This window comes from Clostridium sp. DL1XJH146 (genome assembly GCF_054819755.1).
The window spans coordinates 288,229-307,674 of sequence record NZ_JBTVVN010000001.1 but is presented as its reverse complement, the minus strand read 5'-3'; the positions used below and the strand labels follow the sequence as shown (position 1 = coordinate 307,674).

At 27.9% G+C, this 19,446-nt stretch carries 17 protein-coding genes; 16 read left to right on the top strand and 1 reads right to left on the bottom strand.

Features of this window, described 5'->3' with window-relative positions; all coding sequences use genetic code 11:
- Nucleotides 1-1,172: 1,172 nt before the first annotated feature.
- The 14 genes from ACVHXK_RS01510 (at nt 1,173) to ACVHXK_RS01445 (ending at nt 16,605) form a co-directional block, all read left to right on the top strand.
- Nucleotides 1,173-1,376: an aspartyl-phosphate phosphatase Spo0E family protein gene (locus ACVHXK_RS01510; RefSeq protein WP_461204573.1), complete on the top strand. Its 204-nt coding sequence runs from the start codon at nt 1,173-1,175 to the stop codon at nt 1,374-1,376.
- Between the two features lie 230 nt (nt 1,377-1,606).
- A complete protein-coding gene (locus ACVHXK_RS01505; protein ID WP_461204572.1) occupies nt 1,607-3,031 on the top strand; it encodes a P-loop ATPase, Sll1717 family in 1,425 nt (474 codons plus the stop codon).
- Between the two features lie 649 nt (nt 3,032-3,680).
- On the top strand, nt 3,681-4,211 hold the full coding sequence (locus ACVHXK_RS01500; RefSeq protein WP_461204571.1) for a hypothetical protein: 531 nt from the start codon (nt 3,681-3,683) through the stop codon (nt 4,209-4,211).
- Between the two features lie 185 nt (nt 4,212-4,396).
- Nucleotides 4,397-4,669, top strand: coding sequence for a hypothetical protein (locus ACVHXK_RS01495; RefSeq protein ID WP_461204570.1), 273 nt, complete (start codon nt 4,397-4,399; stop codon nt 4,667-4,669).
- Between the two features lie 1,152 nt (nt 4,670-5,821).
- Nucleotides 5,822-5,974, top strand: coding sequence for a hypothetical protein (locus tag ACVHXK_RS01490; RefSeq protein ID WP_461204569.1), 153 nt, complete (start codon nt 5,822-5,824; stop codon nt 5,972-5,974).
- Nucleotides 5,975-6,360: 386 nt separating this feature from the next.
- Nucleotides 6,361-6,486: a hypothetical protein gene (locus ACVHXK_RS01485; protein WP_461204568.1), complete on the top strand. Its 126-nt coding sequence runs from the start codon at nt 6,361-6,363 to the stop codon at nt 6,484-6,486.
- Between the two features lie 362 nt (nt 6,487-6,848).
- Entirely contained in the window at nt 6,849-7,160 is a 312-nt protein-coding gene (locus tag ACVHXK_RS01480; protein WP_461204567.1) for a DUF4160 domain-containing protein, read from the top strand.
- Between the two features lie 78 nt (nt 7,161-7,238).
- Entirely contained in the window at nt 7,239-8,393 is a 1,155-nt protein-coding gene (locus tag ACVHXK_RS01475) for a hypothetical protein (protein ID WP_461204566.1), read from the top strand.
- A 315-nt stretch (nt 8,394-8,708) separates the two neighbouring features.
- The gene (locus ACVHXK_RS01470; RefSeq protein ID WP_461204565.1) at nt 8,709-9,803 is read left to right on the top strand and encodes a hypothetical protein; all 1,095 of its coding nucleotides are present in this window, start codon (nt 8,709-8,711) and stop codon (nt 9,801-9,803) included.
- 565 nt (nt 9,804-10,368) lie between these two features.
- Nucleotides 10,369-10,719: a hypothetical protein gene (locus ACVHXK_RS01465; RefSeq protein WP_461204564.1), complete on the top strand. Its 351-nt coding sequence runs from the start codon at nt 10,369-10,371 to the stop codon at nt 10,717-10,719.
- A gap of 479 nt (nt 10,720-11,198) precedes the next feature.
- Nucleotides 11,199-12,599: a VanZ family protein gene (locus ACVHXK_RS01460; RefSeq protein ID WP_461204563.1), complete on the top strand. Its 1,401-nt coding sequence runs from the start codon at nt 11,199-11,201 to the stop codon at nt 12,597-12,599.
- A 508-nt stretch (nt 12,600-13,107) separates the two neighbouring features.
- A complete protein-coding gene (locus ACVHXK_RS01455; RefSeq protein ID WP_461204562.1) occupies nt 13,108-14,382 on the top strand; it encodes an AAA family ATPase in 1,275 nt (424 codons plus the stop codon).
- 2 nt (nt 14,383-14,384) lie between these two features.
- Nucleotides 14,385-14,870, top strand: a complete 486-nt coding sequence (locus tag ACVHXK_RS01450; protein ID WP_461204561.1) for a hypothetical protein — start codon at nt 14,385-14,387, stop codon at nt 14,868-14,870.
- Nucleotides 14,871-15,966: 1,096 nt separating this feature from the next.
- Entirely contained in the window at nt 15,967-16,605 is a 639-nt protein-coding gene (locus ACVHXK_RS01445) for a hypothetical protein (protein WP_461204560.1), read from the top strand.
- 163 nt (nt 16,606-16,768) lie between these two features.
- Here the strand turns inward: ACVHXK_RS01445 and ACVHXK_RS01440 are convergent, their stop codons facing one another.
- Nucleotides 16,769-17,530, bottom strand: a complete 762-nt coding sequence (locus tag ACVHXK_RS01440) for a hypothetical protein (protein WP_461204559.1) — start codon at nt 17,528-17,530, stop codon at nt 16,769-16,771.
- Between the two features lie 291 nt (nt 17,531-17,821).
- Between ACVHXK_RS01440 and ruvA the strand changes: the two genes are divergently transcribed.
- Both ruvA and ruvB read left to right on the top strand, forming a co-directional pair.
- Nucleotides 17,822-18,427 (top strand): Holliday junction branch migration protein RuvA, encoded by a 606-nt coding sequence (gene ruvA / locus ACVHXK_RS01435; RefSeq protein WP_461204558.1) that lies wholly within the window; start codon nt 17,822-17,824, stop codon nt 18,425-18,427.
- 14 nt (nt 18,428-18,441) lie between these two features.
- A complete protein-coding gene (ruvB, locus tag ACVHXK_RS01430; protein WP_461204557.1) occupies nt 18,442-19,443 on the top strand; it encodes a Holliday junction branch migration DNA helicase RuvB in 1,002 nt (333 codons plus the stop codon).
- Nucleotides 19,444-19,446: the final 3 nt, after the last annotated feature.

The window sequence follows — 19,446 nt, the reverse complement described above, 5'->3', positions numbered from 1 at the left end:
AGGACCCACAGAGAAGTTCTTCATAGGCAAAAAAGGTGGACCAGCTTTGAAGCTGAAAGATATAGACAAGACTTTTTAATGCTTGTCTATGACTTTTAAGTTGAAAAGCTAGTCCACCTTTAGATGCAGATACTAAGTATAATGAAAAAATAAAGTTCTAAGCAGAATACTTAGACTTGGGAAATTATTCGGTGTGTATTAGTAGTGGTGATAATATACGTCAAGGCACTAAATGAAGTTATAGTGCACTCCACCGGGTACCCTAAATACAATGCGGAGGATTGTGCAGTTCTTAAGATATAGAAGGCTTGAGGAATCGAGAGACTTCAGATTTATCATAGTGAAACTTAATTTATACTTGTATCAAAATCCTATGATTCTAGGAGTTTTGGACACGTATAAATTTTTAGTTGAACTGAAAAATCGGTAGAGCTTTAGAAATGCTAAATAAAACGCTGCAGTATTTCGGGTGGTGGGGTTTAGTGCAAGTATAATTAGTTGTACCAATAATAGGTATAACTATAGTAATAGATACAGTATAAGTACAGTGGCAGTATTATATATACTAATGAAGTTATGTAATTATAATAGTTTTATTATTTTAATAATTGGATCATAAGCTGAAATGATAATTCTACCAGGGATAATAGTGGTAGGTATATTGATGGTTTGTATATGGGGGACTTCTGGTGGACAAGCTTGACATACTTTCTTAGAGTGATAGTATGTTTTGCTTGTCCACCAGCTATTTTGGCAGTAAATCCGCTAAAGTGAAAATACTTTCCGGTGCAAGCGTTGCAAGCTATTTGCTTTTAGAGCTTGTAACGCTTGTACTGGAAGCTTTTAATTAAAGAATTTTTCCTGAATTGATTTAGACCCTAGAGGAATGCTTATGAGAAAATGAATTCAGGAAAAATTCATCCTTTTTCTTCTTTTAGCGAGTAATAAGCGGTAGCTTTTTACGAGTATTCTTTTAAATATTTTCATTTAGTTTCAGCTATTATTACAAAATTGTATATATTTATATAAAAATACTTAAAATGCTTTATAAATTATTGGAAATATTATAAAATGTAGACAAGGTGTTTTTGGAAGTGAGTTAAATAATAAAATTATTTAATAATAGAAGTAAAAAGATACTATTTATTTTACTAAAGAGAGGAAATTTACAATTGAAAAATATATGTAAATACTGTACTTTGAAATACTTGATAGAAAAAAATCAAGATAAGCTAAATACCCTTATAGAAAAAAGAAATTTTAATTTGCAAGATAAAGAAATAATTAAATTAAGTAAATACTTAGATAAGCTAATAGTTAAATTTGATTTACTTAATAGAAATATTAAATTAATTGAAGAAGTGGAAGTTTCATAAAGTACGGTTTTATTAGGTACTTATTGTTTATTAGAGGAAGTTAGAAAAAGGAATAGAACAATTATTTTCTACTTAGTATAAATAAAAGCTGTGAGAATATTAACGTAATGTTCATTGGTGATAGATTAGTATAAGTTCATAATATGATTGACGAGAATGTGTAATTGGAGATTGTCGCATATGTGATAATTGTGAAACTAATTTTTATTATAAAATCAGGAGGCGAAGATATGGATATAAGAGAGATTTATTGGGGCGATGATTCAGCTGAATCTGACGATAATTTAATGAGTTATTTCATTGATTTTCCTACATTAAAACAATTAATTAAAAAAAGGAAGAGAATCATTGTAGGACGTAAAGGTTCAGGGAAAAGTGCTATAAGAAAAAAGTTAATAACAGAATTTAGTGATTCGTTTAATATAGAGATTATGCCAAATGAGAATATTATTAAGACTATATGTAATGATGATAGGTTTAAAACATACGATAGTTCAGAGGTACTTTTCCAATACATTTGGTTAGCATATATCTATGATAAAATTTTTGAAGAATTAGCTGATAGCTATAAAGGGAAGGCTATATCAGGTAGTAAAGAATATTTAGTGAATTATATAAAATCACATAATAGATATAATGATGACCTTATTGGCATAATTAGTAGTTTTTTTGAAAATATTAAATTGCAAGGAGGTAATTTGGGGGACTTTGGAATAAATATTAAAAAACAGATTCTTGATTGTACTAATTCTGAAGAGATGGAATATCATTTGAACAATGTTCTTAAAAAAGAGAGAGAAGTAATAGTTTTTATTGATGACTTAGATTTAGGATGGGACAATAGTGAAGTATCAAATGATCTTCTACTTGGTTTATTAAATGCAATGAATCACTTAAAAAAATTACCAATTAAAATTCATACATTTCTTTTTATTAGAACAGATATGTATAAAATTTTAATGTCTAAAACTCAGCATAGTGATAAATTTAGAGATGTAGCCTATATAAAATGGGATAATAATAGATTAGAAGAATTAATAAAACAAAGAATTATATTTAATTTTCTGGATAACAAAGAAGAAGTACCTAAAAAACCTATTTTTGAGGTTTTTCCTGACAAGATTGGTAAATCGTTAACGGTAAATTGGATGATTGAAAGAACTCTAAGTAGACCAAGGGAATTAATTCAATTATGTAGAATTTATACTGAAAATTTAAGTGGCAATAATCCAGAGTCGGATACTATGAAATCAAATGAAAAAACATATTCAGATTGGAAATTAGAAGATGTATGTAATGAGTATAAAAATAAATATGTTGGACTTTTAGAATTTTTCGAAATGTGGAAAAAATATAATTTTAGAATTAAATATCATTTAAAGTTAAATGAAATTGAAGAATGTATCCAAAAGGTATTCAATGAGCTTTTACTTGTAAATACATGGTATAGTGTAGCAAAGACAAAAAAGGATTACATTTCAATTATGAATATATTATATGAAATTGGATTTTTAGGAGATTTTATACTTGGGGGTGATGGTGGAAGCAAGACAATTTACATTACAACAGACGAGACACATGAACCTACATTTAATGAAGTGCAAATTCATCCATGTTTTAGAAAAGCTGTGGGGACTGTAACTAGGATTAGATAGTTAAATTAGTATGAACTTTCAGTTCTCAATAGATATGTTGAATATTCTAATTATACATATAATGAAATGATGATGATACTTGATATAACTGTGATAAAATCGTCGTGGTTTAAGTGGTATTGATGCTGCTTGTCCACCAGCCATTTTTGGCAGTAAATCCGCTAAAGTGATGATTCCTTCCGGTGCAAGCATTGCAAGCTATTTGATTTTAGAGCTTGTAATGCTTGTACTGGAAGCTTTTAATCAAAGAATTTTTCTTGAATTGATTTAGACCCTAGAGGAATGCTTATGAGAAAATGAATTCGAGAAAAATTCATCAGTCTTTGGGTTTTAGCGAGTAATAAGCGGCAGCTTTTTAGGAGCTTTTCTTTTGGATTTATTTAGGTAGTTCTGGTTTGATTCACATAATTGGAGATAATATTACAAATTTACTTAAAATGCTTTATATAATATTGGAAATATTATAAAATGTAAACGAGGTGTTTTTATAGGAGTAAGTTAAATAGCAATAAAATTATAGTTATAGAATGGAAGAATTTAATTTTATAGTATTAGATGTACTAAATGTAAAGAGCTAAAGTATACTAATATTTTTACATAAGAGAGGAAATTCACAATTAAATAATATACAAATGGAGGGTTAAATAAAATGGAAAGAATACTTACTAATTATCAGGTTGAATGGTTGTCAAATCTTAATTTGTTGAGGGAGTATGAAGATAACTATTATAGAAAAGATAAAGTTACTGAAAAAACATGTAATTTTATTGAAAATAATTATCCAGGAGAAGAAGAAAAAATCATGCAAGAATTTGAAGTTTTAAAGCAAAAAGGATTTATAAACTTTGAGACCTCAGTAAATATATTTGGTAGTACTGTAATTGATAATATTGAGATAAATAAGTTGGGATTAGATTATCTGGTAATATTGGAAAAGGATTTTAAAGAAAAGGCTACATATGATGAAAATATATCAAAAATTTATGAAATACTATGCACTATAACCAAAAACTGTGAAAAATTAAATAAAAATTGTGAGAAATTAAATGAAAAAAGCTTATTGGATAAAATTGAACAATTTGCTCAGATAACTTCAGGATCATATAGTTCAGTTTTAGCTTTAGGGTCAATTGCTCAGGGAGTAATTCCGATGGCATGTAAAATATTGAAAATTTATTAAAACAAGATTATTGGGATTATAGTATAAACCGATGTTTTTAATGAATAAGTGAAGGGCTGTTATTAAATATATCATAGAAGGATTTTTAATCTAATATTTTAATATATTTATCGAATTCGGATAGGCTAATAATACGAAATAGAGACTGCAAATATAGAAAAAATAATTTCTTAAGGAGTTTTATAATGAGCGAACGGGATAAAAAAATAAAGATAATTGAAAATTTTAACGTACTTGAAAGGAAAATTGATAAATACGATAGGTATAATTATTATATATCTATGAAAGGGAGAAAAAGACCTGCACTTATAGTTATGGAACTTAATCATACAGGAAATGGATATATAAATGGAATATATGTTAATACTAATTCTTATCAAATAACAAAAGCAGGTGACAGAAAAATAAAAAATTTTACAGAACTAGAAATAACAAAATTAATTGAAGAGGCTATATAGAAGGTAAAACATGAATTTAATATTTAATTAATTATATATACTCATTATTTATGAAAAGAAATTATAAGTATTTGTTAATAGAAGCACAGTGGTTAAAATAATATTATGTATCTCAATAGTAAATATAATAAAACTAATAATAGCTTTACATATACTGGTGGTGAAGAAGGGTTAAATTAAGAAGAAATAGATTCAAGTGGACTGGACTCAAAAAATGATGTATTTAAATCAGGGCACTGATGTAAGGCAATATTAAATTGATTATAAATTCTTTCTTGTTAATTATAAATCATGAAATGAATTCATTATATGAAAAATATATAGGCTAATTGCAATGTAAGAGTTAGATAACATTGCATCTAAGTAATTGACTGATACATAGTCTCCAGTAATGAAGGGTGGGTGGGCTGTGTTGAATCATTTTATAGGCAAGCCGCCTGTGGATTGTTAATAAAATTCTGATTTAGGACCTGCAGAGACTTCCTTCGTAGGCAAAAAGGTGGACCAGCTTTAAAGCTGAAAGATATGGACAAGATTTTTTAAAGCTTGTCAATGACTTTCTAGTTGAAAAGCTAGTCCGCCATTAGCTGTAGTTATTAAGTATAATGAAAATATAAAGTTCTAGGTAGAAAATGTAGATTTGAGAAATTATTCGGTGTGTATTGGTAACACTGATAATACTAGTGAAGGTAGTAAATAAAGTCATAGTGCACTCCACCGGGTACCCTAAATACAATGCGGAGGATTGTGAAGTTCTTAAGTTAGATAAAGCTTGAGGAAACGAGAGATTTAAGATTTATCATAGTGAAACTTAATTCATATTTGTAGCAAAAATCCATGGTTCTAAGATTTTTGGACTAGTATGAATTTTTAGTTGAGCATATAAATTGATCTAGCTTTAGAAATGCTCAATAAAACGCTACAGTATTTTGGGTGGTGGGGTTTAGTGCCAGGAGAATTAGTGATAGTAGTGATAGCTATAGCTGTAATAATAGTAGCAATAGGTATACTGGAAGTAATATATAAAGTAAGGTAGTTTTCTAATTAAATTTGTTTTATTTGTAGGGTTATATTCTATAGTGATAAATCTACCTTGTATAACAGTGGTATTTAAATAAATAGATGTAGTTATGGTGCTTATGGTGGGCAAGCTTGGCATACTTTCTTATAGTGATTGTATGTTTTGCTTGTCCACAAGTCATTTTCGGCAGTAAATCCGCTAAAGTGATAATTCATTCCGGTGCAAGCGTTGTAAGCTCTCTTATTATAGAGCTTGTAATGCTTGTACTGGAAGCTTTGAATTAAAGAATTTTTCCTGAATTGATTTAAGATAAACTTTACGGAAACTTAATATATACATGTACAAAACTCTGTGGTTCTATGAGTTATGGATTTGTATATATTTATGTTGATGTAGTTTAGCTAAGACAAGAGAGGAATGCAACAGAGTAAATGAATTCGGGAAAAATGCATCCTTTTTATTCTTTTAGCGAGTAATAAGCGGCAGCTTTTTAGGAGCTTTTCTTTCAAATTTTTTCATTCTATTTTATCTATTATTATAAATCTGTATATATTCATATAAAAACTTAAAAGACTTAACAAATAATTGAAAATAAGATAAAATGTAGACAAGGTATTTTGAGGAATTGTGTAAGTAGTATATTATTTTACTAAAGAGAGGAAATTTACAATTGAAGAATATATGTAAATACTTTACTTTGAAATATTTGATAGAAAAAAACCAAGATAAGCTAATAGTTAAATTTGATTTACTTAATAGAAATATTAAATTAATTGAAGAGGTGGAGGTTTCATAAAGTACATTTTTATTAGGTGATTATGTTTATAATGGAAAGGTAAAAAGACCAATATTCAATTATGAAATTACGAAATTTTTTATAAAAGATTTTGTATTTGGGTAGGATAAGTGACTTTTGAACCACGCTAAAAATCAATAGTATTTGATGACTTAAATATATTACGGTTTAGAAATAATTGAAAATAATAGTATATTAATCATGGAGATTGTTTTTAGATTACATATTTTCTATTATATAGGAAAAAACTTGAGTAAAAGGCTGTGGATAAGGTTTATACACGACTGTAAGGAGATTTTATTATTATAATTTTGGGATCAGATGTCCAAGAATGTTTATTGAATAGAAGGAGATAGGAGAAAATGGAGTTAAAAGATGAAAAATTAAACTTTATTATTTTAGGAAAAATATTACTAGGAGAATCATCATTTGCAAGGATTGCAAATGTAAGGGGATTAACTTTCGAGGTTAGACCTAAAGAACAGGGGCATAATGTACCACATTGTCATGTTTCATATCAAGGCAGAAATATTTCAATATCCCTATTAGATTTTAGAGTATTACAAGGAAATTTACCACCAAAACAACAAAGAGAGGCTTCAAAATGGGTTGAGGATAATATTCAAATATTGAAAAATTATTGGAATGAATATCATCAAATTGTAGTAGCATAAGATATTTTAAGGTTAATAAATAACAAGTATATGCTACTGTGATAAGTAAAAAGAAAATAAAAGAGAGGTGGGAAGTAAGTGAATAATAACAATATGAATAATGAGGAACTTTTATATTCTTATGATAATCCGTATAATTATTTAAAATCTGAATATTTACGATTGAATGCTAAAAAAAGCAATTTTATAAATATAAATCTGGATAATTGCTTTGAATCATTGAAAAAATTATACGGAGATAAGGAAAACGAATTATATGAAAGTGATAAAATACTATTTAAAAAGATACAGAAAATAAGCTCAAATATAAATTTGCCAATTGATGAACAGGATGAATGCACATTTTGGTTATTAAATAGACATTCAAAAAATGTTATTAAATGTTTAGAGGAAAATAATATTTATCTTCCAACCGATATAGTTTTAGGTACATTACCAATGACTGATTTGAACGCACGCATTTGTAGTTTTTCTAAAGATGAAATATTAGTTGCATTAAATCAAGGGTTATTTAATTTCCTTTATTTGATGGGCAGAGTTGTCACATCATTTTATTCAAAAATTGATGATGGAGGTAATAAAAATAAATTAATTTTTAGTTTTGACACTAATATAATTGATGAAAATTTAAAAACAAATAAAGAAGGTAATAGCAAATTCTTGGAAGTACTTATTCTTTATTATGTTTATCAAAATTTTGATACATCAAAATATTATTTTGAACGAGATAAGAAAATTAATCTTTCAGCAAGTTTATGGGATAATGCAGAATTTTTTGTTGTTTCTCATGAGTATGGACATATAATAGTTGATAATATATCTAATGCAAAAAATAGTAAAAGAATACCTTTAGACAATGAATCAAGATTATACGAAGTAATAAGAAGCTGGGAAGTTGAACTTGAAGCGGATCAGATTGCATTACAAATAACATTGACACATGAAGATGAAATGAATTTTGGATTGTTTGGTAATTATCTAGGAGTAGAATTTTTGTTCGCATGTTTAAATATTATTGAGGAAATTGATAATAAAATTAATAATACTGACTTTAGTGAAACACATCCCTCTGCAAAAATTAGAATTGAAAATTTACGGAAATATATAATAAAGATTTTACCTGAAAAAGCAGATAATTTGATTAACGGTAGCAAAACGGTATCATATATTTTAACTAAGTTATGGGATAGAAACAAAGATAATTTTTATAAAAGGTATAATTTAATAAAATAAAATTTAAAAAGTGTACCTATATTTTTAATACTTGAAAAACTGTAATATACTTATTAACTGTCTATAACGATAATATTACAGTACTTGTAGCAAATTGGCCGTAAAACCTACTTGCTAATGTGGCAGGACTTGTAAAAATATTGGAATATAGAATTTTTAAGTAGCAAAGGAATTATAAATTAATTTCCCATTATCCATATAACAATTATGATAATAATGAAAAGTGAAATTAGAATTAACATGAGTTGTTAAAAAAATGAGATAGCAGCAGGAAAGTAAATAAATAGTACTAAAGTAATGAAAGGATATTAAAATATGGCGAAAGATGTATTTCGAATAAATCTTGATACTGATAATTTTAGTAAATTAAGGAATACGATAAATAATCAGAAAAACATTTCTTATAATAAAAAGTATGGTAAACATCGTGCATGGGATAAAATTTGTGCAATAATGGATAGACTTGATGATACTGTGTATTACTTAAATGGAGTAAAGTTAAACACTGGAAAATATAGGAAAAGTGCATTTGATTTTTATGATTTTATGAATAATGCAGCTGTAATTGTGGATTGTATAAAAGAATTAGTGAAAATTTTTAAAGTACAAGATGATAAAATAAAAAAGTCAACGGAGATTTTTAATCAGACTGGTAGTGACAAGGAAGGAACGGATGAGAAATATTTTGAATATTTACGTTCTTTATGTTCAGTTCATCCAGTAGAAACAAGTAGACACAGAAGATATCAATCTAATGATTTTGAATGTAGCCCTTATGTAGTTTGGAATAACGGGAGGATATGGTATGATGATTGCGATCTTTATGCAGTTGTCTATACAAGCAAAGATGAAGATAGTAATAAAAGAGTTCAGATATATATTTCACAAATATTTAAATATGTTGAAATAAGATTAGATTTTGTTGAAGAAATTATAAATACTATTGACAAATATCAAAAGCAGTGTATTTCTGATTTGAAGAATAGAACTATAAAAAAGGAAATAGAGTTTGATAATTATATTGATTATCTAATAAATCTAGATAAAGAGTCGAAAGAACGATATGGTTTAGAAGTTTCTGATCCGTTTGAGTACATTATTGAATTATTTAAACTTAGGTTATCAAACCCAAAGAATCAAGATAAGCTTAATTTATATTTAAATGCTTTAAAATACGCTATTACATTTGAACATAATAGTATGCAAAATATGAGTCGTAAGGGATTTGAAAATAACGGATTGTTGTATTCTGAAACAAATATAGAAACATCTTTATATATTGAATTATGCTCGCTCAATAGTGAAAGTGATGAACGAAGAAAATACGCATACAATTTAGAAAAAATTGAGTATTTAAGTTATGATTCTGGTTATTCTAATAGACAATGGGCGTATACACAATTAGAGTAAGCACATACTTTTGTGGAAAAATATATTTCAATAGAAGGTGCGAACGGTGATTTTGAACACTATGCATTAGTTCAAGTTGCATTGTATTTGGAATGCTTAGAAAATAAATGTTCAATAAATAGGAATATGCCTAATTGCTTAAATTATCGTACAAGACTGTTGGATAAAGATGAATGTAAGAGATTATTATCTGAAAAATGACCTCCCATTATACATATTAGGTAAATATATATGCACATATACTACCGCATTCCATATAGGGTAAAAACACACCCTATATTCCATTTGCTGTAATTATAAGTATTATAATTACTTACACTATATTTATGTGAAAATGAATTCGGGAAAAATTTATTCTATTTTGTATTTTAAGTGTAAAGGTCGAAAGACTTTTACACTATTTTTAGGTGGTTTTTTCTTTTATTATTTATTTAATTCTATTAACATAACTCCGCTAAAACAAAGGCTTTACAATGAATTTGTCGAACAAAAGTTTGTGTAAATTACACGTGTTTGGGAATACTAAATAGTGTAAAGATAAATAATTGAAACGGGGTTATGTTATATGGAAAGTGGAATAGAAGAAATGAGTTTTGAAGAGTATTGTAATGTATTTAATGGAGCTTATGGTCCTAGTAATGATTTTCATTTTGTAATGATAGATGTATTAAAAGAAAAGTTTTTGTATAAAACAATGGAGCTACAAGATTTTGATGAAGAGGTGAGAAATACATTGTTTCTTGATGATAATGCTTCAATATATATGAGCGATATAAATGATTCAATACATAATGGTTTTCACTATGATTATTTAGGTTTTGATGCAGCTGGATATGATTTTGATTTTAAATTAATAGGAGTTGATAGGGAAGACCAAGAGATATTCATTAAGGTAGTTGGTATTAGGGAAAGCTAGATTAAAAGAGTTAGTGAGAAAAGTTATTCTTGCTGATTCTTCTTTTTTTATAGGATTATTATTTATAAACTATATTGAAGAAAAATAAAGTAATAATTGTTAGTTAAATTATTAATATATTTAGCTTTTCAGGAAAGGGTAGATGAGGAATGAATGGTTGGGCGGTTTTAATTTTTAGGTATTTAAATAAATATGATTTCAAATAATGAGATTCAAATATGCAAAAGAATTGTTATTGTAACGTATTAGATTTTAATCGTGTTCTGTGGTGATATTACAATAATGGATAAAATTATACAAATATACTTAAATTACTTTATAATTTATTGGTGATATATTAAAATATAGGTAAGGCCTTTTTAACAATATGTTTTATTGTTTTATTAGAATTGTGTTTGTAATGAGGAACGTCAAATAAATATAAAGTAGTTAAATATTAAATTAATTTATTTTGAATTTAAATAGAAGTGAGGATACTTATGAGTTTACATGAAATTGCATACGTTATAAAAGGATATTTCTTTTTAGGTTTGGTAGGAGTTGTTTTGCTAGGTACTACAGCAGCGTTAGGATATTTTATTATCTATAAAAGGGTTCTAAAAGGAAAGAAAAGGTTAACTTTCAGGCAGGTTTTGCCTGCTATGCTTCTTGTAGGATACATTATTATGGTTTTAGGGGTTACGTGTATGTCACGAGGGAACGGTTGGAGTTCTATAAACCTTCACCTATTCAGTTCTTATAAGGAAGCTTGGAATACATTTAGATTAAGAAGCTGGCAATTCATAATATTTAACATTATTATGTTTGTTCCTTTAGGGATATTGTTACCAAGTTTCTATCAAAAATTTAGAAAACCAGTTTTTACCATTGGAGCTGGTCTGGTTTTTACAGTATTTGTTGAATGTTTTCAGCTTCTAACTAACCGTGGGATTTTTGAACTAGATGATTTATTTAATAATATTATTGGAACTATTCTTGGATATTGTATTGTAATGATAGTTTTCATGTTAAGAAAAGCTAATGGAAAAAAGTTAAAAGATGGTATATTGTACTTCTTGCCGATTCTTATTATTGTGGGGTTTTTTACTGGAATTTTTATTAGATACAATTTGAAAGAGTATGGAAATCTTCCAGGATCATATATTTATAAAATTAATTTAGAAAATGTAGATATATCACTGGATACTGAACTGACAAATAAACAAGGTAATGCTATGGTCTATAAGGCTCCTATATGTAATGAAGAAAAAGCAACTATATTTGCAAAAGAGTTTTTTAATAATATGGGATTAGATATATCTAATATAGAGGTTGATGCATATAGTGATGAAGTAAATTTTTGGATAAGAGGAGATATAAGCTATTCACTTAATATTAATTATTTAAACAGTACATATAGTTATAAGGATTTTTCCGCTTTTGATGAGGGCATAGAAATGAGTAACTGTAAAGAAGCTGAGTTATATGAAGAAATAGAAAAATATAGGATTGAAATTCCTGAAACAAGCCATATGGAATCAACAGCAAAAGGTCAGTATCAATTGAAGATTGAAAAGTATCAAGAGGAAGATATGTTGACAGAGGGAACTATTTATTGTAGCTATTATAGTGATGGTACGATAAAGAGTATATATAATAATCTGATAACTTATCAGAAAGTGAAAGAAGCTAAGATAATCAGTGAGCAGGAAGCGTATAATGAATTTATGGAGGGGAAGTTTAGTATATTTAGTGAAGGAGATTCTATTAGCTCCATATCTATTACAGAAGTCAATCTTGATTATGAATTGGATACGAAAGGATTTTATCAGCCAGTATATATATTTGAAGTTTTGGTTAATGGAAACAAATGCGAAATTATGATTCCTGCATTGTATTAAATCAGAAGAGACCAGATTTCAATGCTATTGTAAGTAGATTATGATTTGAATTAGTAAGAATTGATAGAGAAGAACAAGAGATATTTATCAAAGTGGTTGATGTTGCAGAAGTTTAGACTATAAGAGCTAGTAAGAGATTTATACTTACTGACTCTTATTTTTTATGAGCAATTTATTAGATTAATGGATATTAGTTAAAGTTCAAAAGGGTTTAGTATAGGATAAGTTAGGAATGACTGATTAAATTGTTTAGATTTTTAAGATATTCATTATAAACTCATACAAATGAATTGAAAAAGATTAAAAAATGGTTGAGATAAGATAATATGTAGACAATATGTTTTTGAAAATTGAGTTATAAAGGAGATACATCTATACTAGTAGTATAAATTTATATGGTAAGTTTTTGAAAAAACTGTGTAATTAGCATGAAGTTTGATATAATAATAATATAATTAATTTATTTTAGTTGTTAATAAATTAGAACTTACAAAAAGAGGTGCTATTAGTGATTAAGAGTTTTATCTTCGAAAATTTTAAAAGTTTTGCTCAGGCTACATTAGATATTGAACAACTTACAATTATGGTTGGATCTAATGCTGGAGGTAAAACTAATGCTATAGAAGGAATCAAGATATTATCAGAACTTGTAACAGGTAGAGATATTTCAGATATATTAGACGGAACAAAAAACTTTAAAGGATGGATAAGGGGAGGAAGCAAGGCTTGCCCAAGATTTAATAGTGATTATTTTACTTTAGGGTGTGTTGTTGGGTATGATGAAAATACTGATTTAGAATATAGGATAAGAATTAAAGTAGCTGATAAAATATACGTGAAAGAAGAACGGTTAGATAGAATTAGCTATGTTGATAATGGAAGTAAAAATGAAAATATATTCAATACTAAAAAACTTACAGAGTATGTTGGTGTTATTAGAGCTGAATACAATAATGGAAAGAAGGCTACAAATCATGTGATTGAGTGTATGGGAGTTACTTCTGTCATCAGTCAGCTATCTACAAAGATACCATTAAATAGTTCAACTGAAAAAATAATTGTTTCAGAAATACAGCATGTAATTAAAAAATTAAGAAATATATTGTTCTTCAATCCAGAACCAGCCAATATGGAAGTATATTCACGAGCTAATGATATAGAAATGAAACCAAATGGCTCTAATTTACCTTCTGTGTTAAATCATTTATGCAAGGAAGAAGAACAAAAAGAAAAAATATTAGATATAATGAGGTCTTTACCAGAAAATGAATTTTTAGATATTCTATTTGATAACACATCTATAGGGGATGTTATGTTTAAGGTTGAAGAGAAAGTTGGAAAAAATAAATATTACATAGAAGCTGAGAAATTAAGCTATGGTACTCTAAGGGCATTATCAATAGTAGCTGCATTACTTCAAGGGGAAGAAAGATCTATGATTATTATTGAAGAAGTAAATAATGGTATTCACCCAAGTAGAGCATCTAAACTTATTGATGTTATATCCAATGTATCGAATGAGAGAAATATTGATACATTAATCACTACTCACAATGCATCTTTACTCAATGCAGTAAATAAGGATAATCTATTGGGCGTTGTTGTATGTTATAGGAATCCATCATCTGGAAGTAGTAAGTTTGTTTCATTAGTGGATATTGAAAAGTATCCTCAGTTAATGGCAAAAGGCAAGTTAGGTGAATTATTAGAAAAAGATGAAGTCCATAAAGCTATAGTAAATAAAAAGACAAGAAAAAAAGAATATACTTGGATGGAGGAGTAGATGTGAATATACATTTTATAGATACCTCTGTTTTAGTTAATATTTTAGATATTCCGAATATGAACCAAAATAGAAAAACTGTATTAGAAGAATATAAGAAATTGGAAGATAGTAAAATAGATACATTACTTTTGCCTTTGGCTACAATTATTGAAACAGGAAATCACATAGCACATATTTCTGAGGGTAATGTTAGAAGAATAAAAGCTAAGATTATGGCTGATATGTTAAAAGATATGGCAAATGGAAATGCTCCTTGGGATTATTATGAAGGAGAAATTTCTAGAGAAGATTTATTATATTTTGCTAAAGAGTTTCCTGATATGGCTATGAGAGAAACTGGTATTGGAGATTTGTCAATAATATCAGCTTATAATAAGTATAAAGAAACGGTACCGGCTATTGGATACATAAGGATATGGAGCTTAGATGAGCATTTGAAAGTATATAAGGAAGAAATGGCTCAAATTCGAAGAAGAAAACGTTGATTATTAATGGATAGTAAACTTTTTAGCCTTATAATATATTGAAGATGAAATAAGAGTAGATTAAGTCAACCTGGAGAGGGGTTGGCTTTTTTTAGAAGTTAGCCTAAATAAAATCTCAACTAAACTAGTAGTACAGATAAAAATCTTAGGCACTAAATATATGTTTTAAATAACAATATATAGAAATTGGTTTTATTAAAAAGGTAATAATTCAACCGTCATTTGCCACCAAAATAAAATTTACCAATTACATTTATCCCTATCAAAATACTGAAATAACTATGGTGGCGAAATTGGATTTTGCCACTAATTTGCCACCATTCCTTAAAATTTAATAGAATAAACGAAAATATGGTAAAATATAGAACGCACGCTAAAGCGAGTTATACCAACGTGTTAGAGTACATTATGATAAAGTACGATACACTAAAATACCGGTAAAATAGAACACAGAACTCGGCTTATAGGTTTGTAATTAGATTGCTTAAAAAGTTATTATCATTCCTAAAATAAATGAATATTTAAAATGATTATTTATACGCTTATTTATATTAATATTCATTGTGTTAAATTATCAAATTTATAGGAAGAAAACAGTGGAAAGATAAACTTTCCACCATTTTTCCGACATCAAAAAAAATATTGCTGATATATTGTAGGATATAGGAAAATACATTTTGTTTTTTAATACCCGTAAAGCCGCATTATTAAAGGGATGATAAGGTATTGTACGATACAATAAATTACATTTAAATACCTTACTTAAACACGCGGAATATCCGGAAGATTTTGAGTAAGAATCCAGTTATAATGCGGGTTTGCGAGGACGATACTTCGCTAAAAGTAGTGATTTTCCACCATTCTTCCTCCATAAATTATTTTTTGGAGGAAGATTATTTTAATTTAGAGTTAATTAGCTATAAATTATTTATACTATCTTGCTTTATTTTGTCTGTGAGGTGTATAAGTATTAGTATTAGTTTATATTATTTAATTAAGATATTTTTTTTAAGTTCATAGTTATTTAAAATGCGAGCTTTTTAATTTAGTATAAAAATTAGAAAAATGACCATAATATTACTACGGGAGTGATGTTATGGCCAGAAAATGCATTAGTTTATTTATCTTTATCATAGGTGGTTTTTCGATTTTTGTAATTGGATATATTATGGGAAGATACGATGATAATATATTTAAAAAGGTTACTCAGGATAATATTTATGAGTTCCAATTAGCGGATGAGTTAGGAGAAACTAAACCAACTATACTTAATTTACATAATTACGAAATAGCAGAAGATTCTATTATTGAGTTTAGAATTAAGTGTTCTAAAGATAAATGGAGAGTAGAAAGAATAGAAACACTTTCTTCCTTGGGTTTGGATGGTTCAACTATTAGCGAAATAAACTCAATGTATGGAAAACTTGGCTATATAATAAGGGAAGTAAGTAGTAATAAAATAGTAGTAGAAAGAAATTTAGCTAAGTATTATCCTAATAAATATGTAATTACTATGGAAAATAATGACTTAGTTATATGTAAAAGTGGAAATAACGGAGAAATCTTTGATATAAATGGTGAGTATATTAATGAAGAGGAATATGGTAATACGGGTATAAATGTAAAGGTATATGAGATTAGAGATGACTATATCGTTAAGATAATAACGGGAGACGAAGAAATGCAGTTTGACAATCTTAATGAAGCATTATTGAAGTTAAATGAATTAATTTAAGGTAGCTTGGGTAAACTTGCTCTGCTAGGAGTATTGATCAACAAGACACATCTCAACAAAGTAAGTAGAGGATAGCTCACTTAAATATTATTATAATAATAAATAAGAAAAAAGATGGTACCTGTATAATACAGTAATCATCTTTTTATAATATATAGTCGATTTATTCAATACTTACTACATTAAAAGTTTCGATTGGTTTATCAAGTACAGTTACTGTTTTTAATACCCATCCATCAAATCTTACTGAACTTCCAATGGGCCTTCCCCAAATATCCAACAAATATGTTCCTGGTTTAGTAAAAACATAGGAACTATTTCCTGATGATTGGTAATCAGAATCTATGTACCAGTTTTCAGCACGAGATAGTTCAGAAGGAGCATAATAATGAAATTTATATTCAACATTAGATTTCCCGGAAATTTGTATTTTGTCACCTACATAGTATGTGCTTTCGATGTTAAATTCAGTTAAATCAGCTCTATTATCAAAGTATCCTGTTTTTTGTATTGAGAAATCATAAACTTTATAGTTATCGTAGTCTCCAAAAGAGGAACTTTTTGAACCTGTTACATTTGCACGTTTTACCCAAACAACGGCTTTATATTTCCCCGGGGATAATAGTACTTTAGCTTCCGGTACAAATGGAGTATTGACGTTCAAAGATTCAGAGTAACCATTTGTTAAATCAATCCATTTACTGGTTGCTTTGTTTTGCACCCAAATTCTATATTGAACTTGTCCACTTCCGTTGGCTTGTACAGCAAAAGAGAAAGGTTCATTTTCAACTGCCATAGTGTGATCAGGAACAAAGTAGAATATTTCTGGTAAAACTGTGCTAGCTGATACTTTAAAAGTAATAGTAGACACAACAAAAACCAAAGCAAAAAAACTAATAATTACTTTTTTAAAACTATTTTTCATATTTATTCACCTCCATTTTTTTATGATAACTATATTTTATCATAAAAAAAGGAGTATTTAAATCTGTTTTTTAATAATAAATAATATTTAAGTAAAAATGTTTATGTTTCTCATAAATGAATTTTAAAATGCTTATAAAATCATAATGAAAAGTTTATCCAAGTGAAACTAATGTTATATTTGAAGCAAGTTTAAAAAATGCATCTATGTATAGGAGCTTTATACTAATTCTTGATTAAAAACCTTTTTAATGGTAAAGTATATTAAGGTTGTTGTAAATGGAGGAATTTGATGTACGAATATATACACGGAATTTATATTGGACTTATTAAAGATTATATTATAGTGGAAAATAGAGACATTGGATATAAAATTTTCACTTCAGGATACACTATAAGTTCACTCCCTAAACATAATGAGAAAATCAAATTATTTATAAGACAAATTGTTCGTGAAGATTTTATAGGTTTATATGGTTTTTTAACTATGGATGAAAGAGAAATGTTCGATATGTTATTAAATATAAATGGTGTCGGTACAAAAGCTGCTTTGTCTCTTTTGTCTATTAGTAATGTAAACAATTTAAAATTATCAATTGTAAATAGTGATATAGATACACTAATAAAAGCACCTGGTATTGGTAAAAAAACTGCACAGAGAATAATTTTAGAGTTAAAAGATAAGCTACATATAAATGAAGAAGATTTTTCTAGTGAAGATATTAATAATATAAAATTTAATTTGGGCAGAGAAAATAATTATATGGATGCTTTAGGAGCTTTGGTTGGTCTTGGTTATTCTGAAGCAGAATCTAAACGAGTTTTAAAGAAAATAAGCTTGGATAAAGAACTTGAGGAAATAATTAAAGAAGCGTTAAAGTTATTAATTAAAATGTAATGTAAGGTGATATTATGGAAGAGAGAGTATTAGCATCAGAATATTTAATAGATGATGAACCAGAGTTATCTTTAAGGCCTAAAAATCTTAAAGATTATATAGGTCAACAGAAAATAAAGGAACGTCTTGACATTTTCATAAAAGCTGCAAATAAAAGGAAAGAAGCTTTGGATCATGTTCTGTTATATGGACCTCCAGGGCTTGGAAAAACAACACTTGCAAATATAATTGCAAATGAAATGGGTGGGAATTTGAAAGTAACTTCAGGTCCAGCTATTGAGAGAGCAGGGGATTTGGCTGCTATACTAACTACATTAGGTGATAACGACGTGTTATTCATAGATGAAATTCATAGATTAAATAGATCAGTTGAAGAAATATTGTATCCTGCTATGGAGGATTTTGCCCTAGATATAGTTATAGGGAAGGGAGCAGCAGCTAAATCTATTAGATTAGATTTACCACAATTCACTTTGATAGGAGCAACAACAAGAATAGGCCTTTTAACATCTCCACTAAGAGATAGATTTGGGGTTTTAAATGCAATGGATTTCTATACTGAAGAGGAGCTTCAAAAGATAATAACGAGATCTTCTCAGATATTTTCTATGGACTTGACGATAGAAGCGGCTTTGTTAATTGCAAGAAGATCAAGAGGAACGCCTAGAATAGCTAATAGAATTTTAAAAAGAGTAAGAGATTACTGTGATGTAAAATGCCAAGGAACAGTAGATACTAAAACAACAAATGAAGCTTTAGAATTTTTGGGTATAGATGAAGAAGGGTTTGATAGGATTGATCTTAAAATATTGGAAGCGATTATTGATAATTTTAAAGGTGGTCCGGTAGGTATAGAAACATTGGCATACTTTATAGGTGAGGAACTTGATACAGTACAGGATGTATACGAACCATATTTGCTTCAAAAAGGATATATTGTTAGATTGCCTAGAGGCCGAAAGGCAACAGAAAAAGCTTATAGACATTTGAACAGAAGTTTACACAAAGAAGAATAGGAG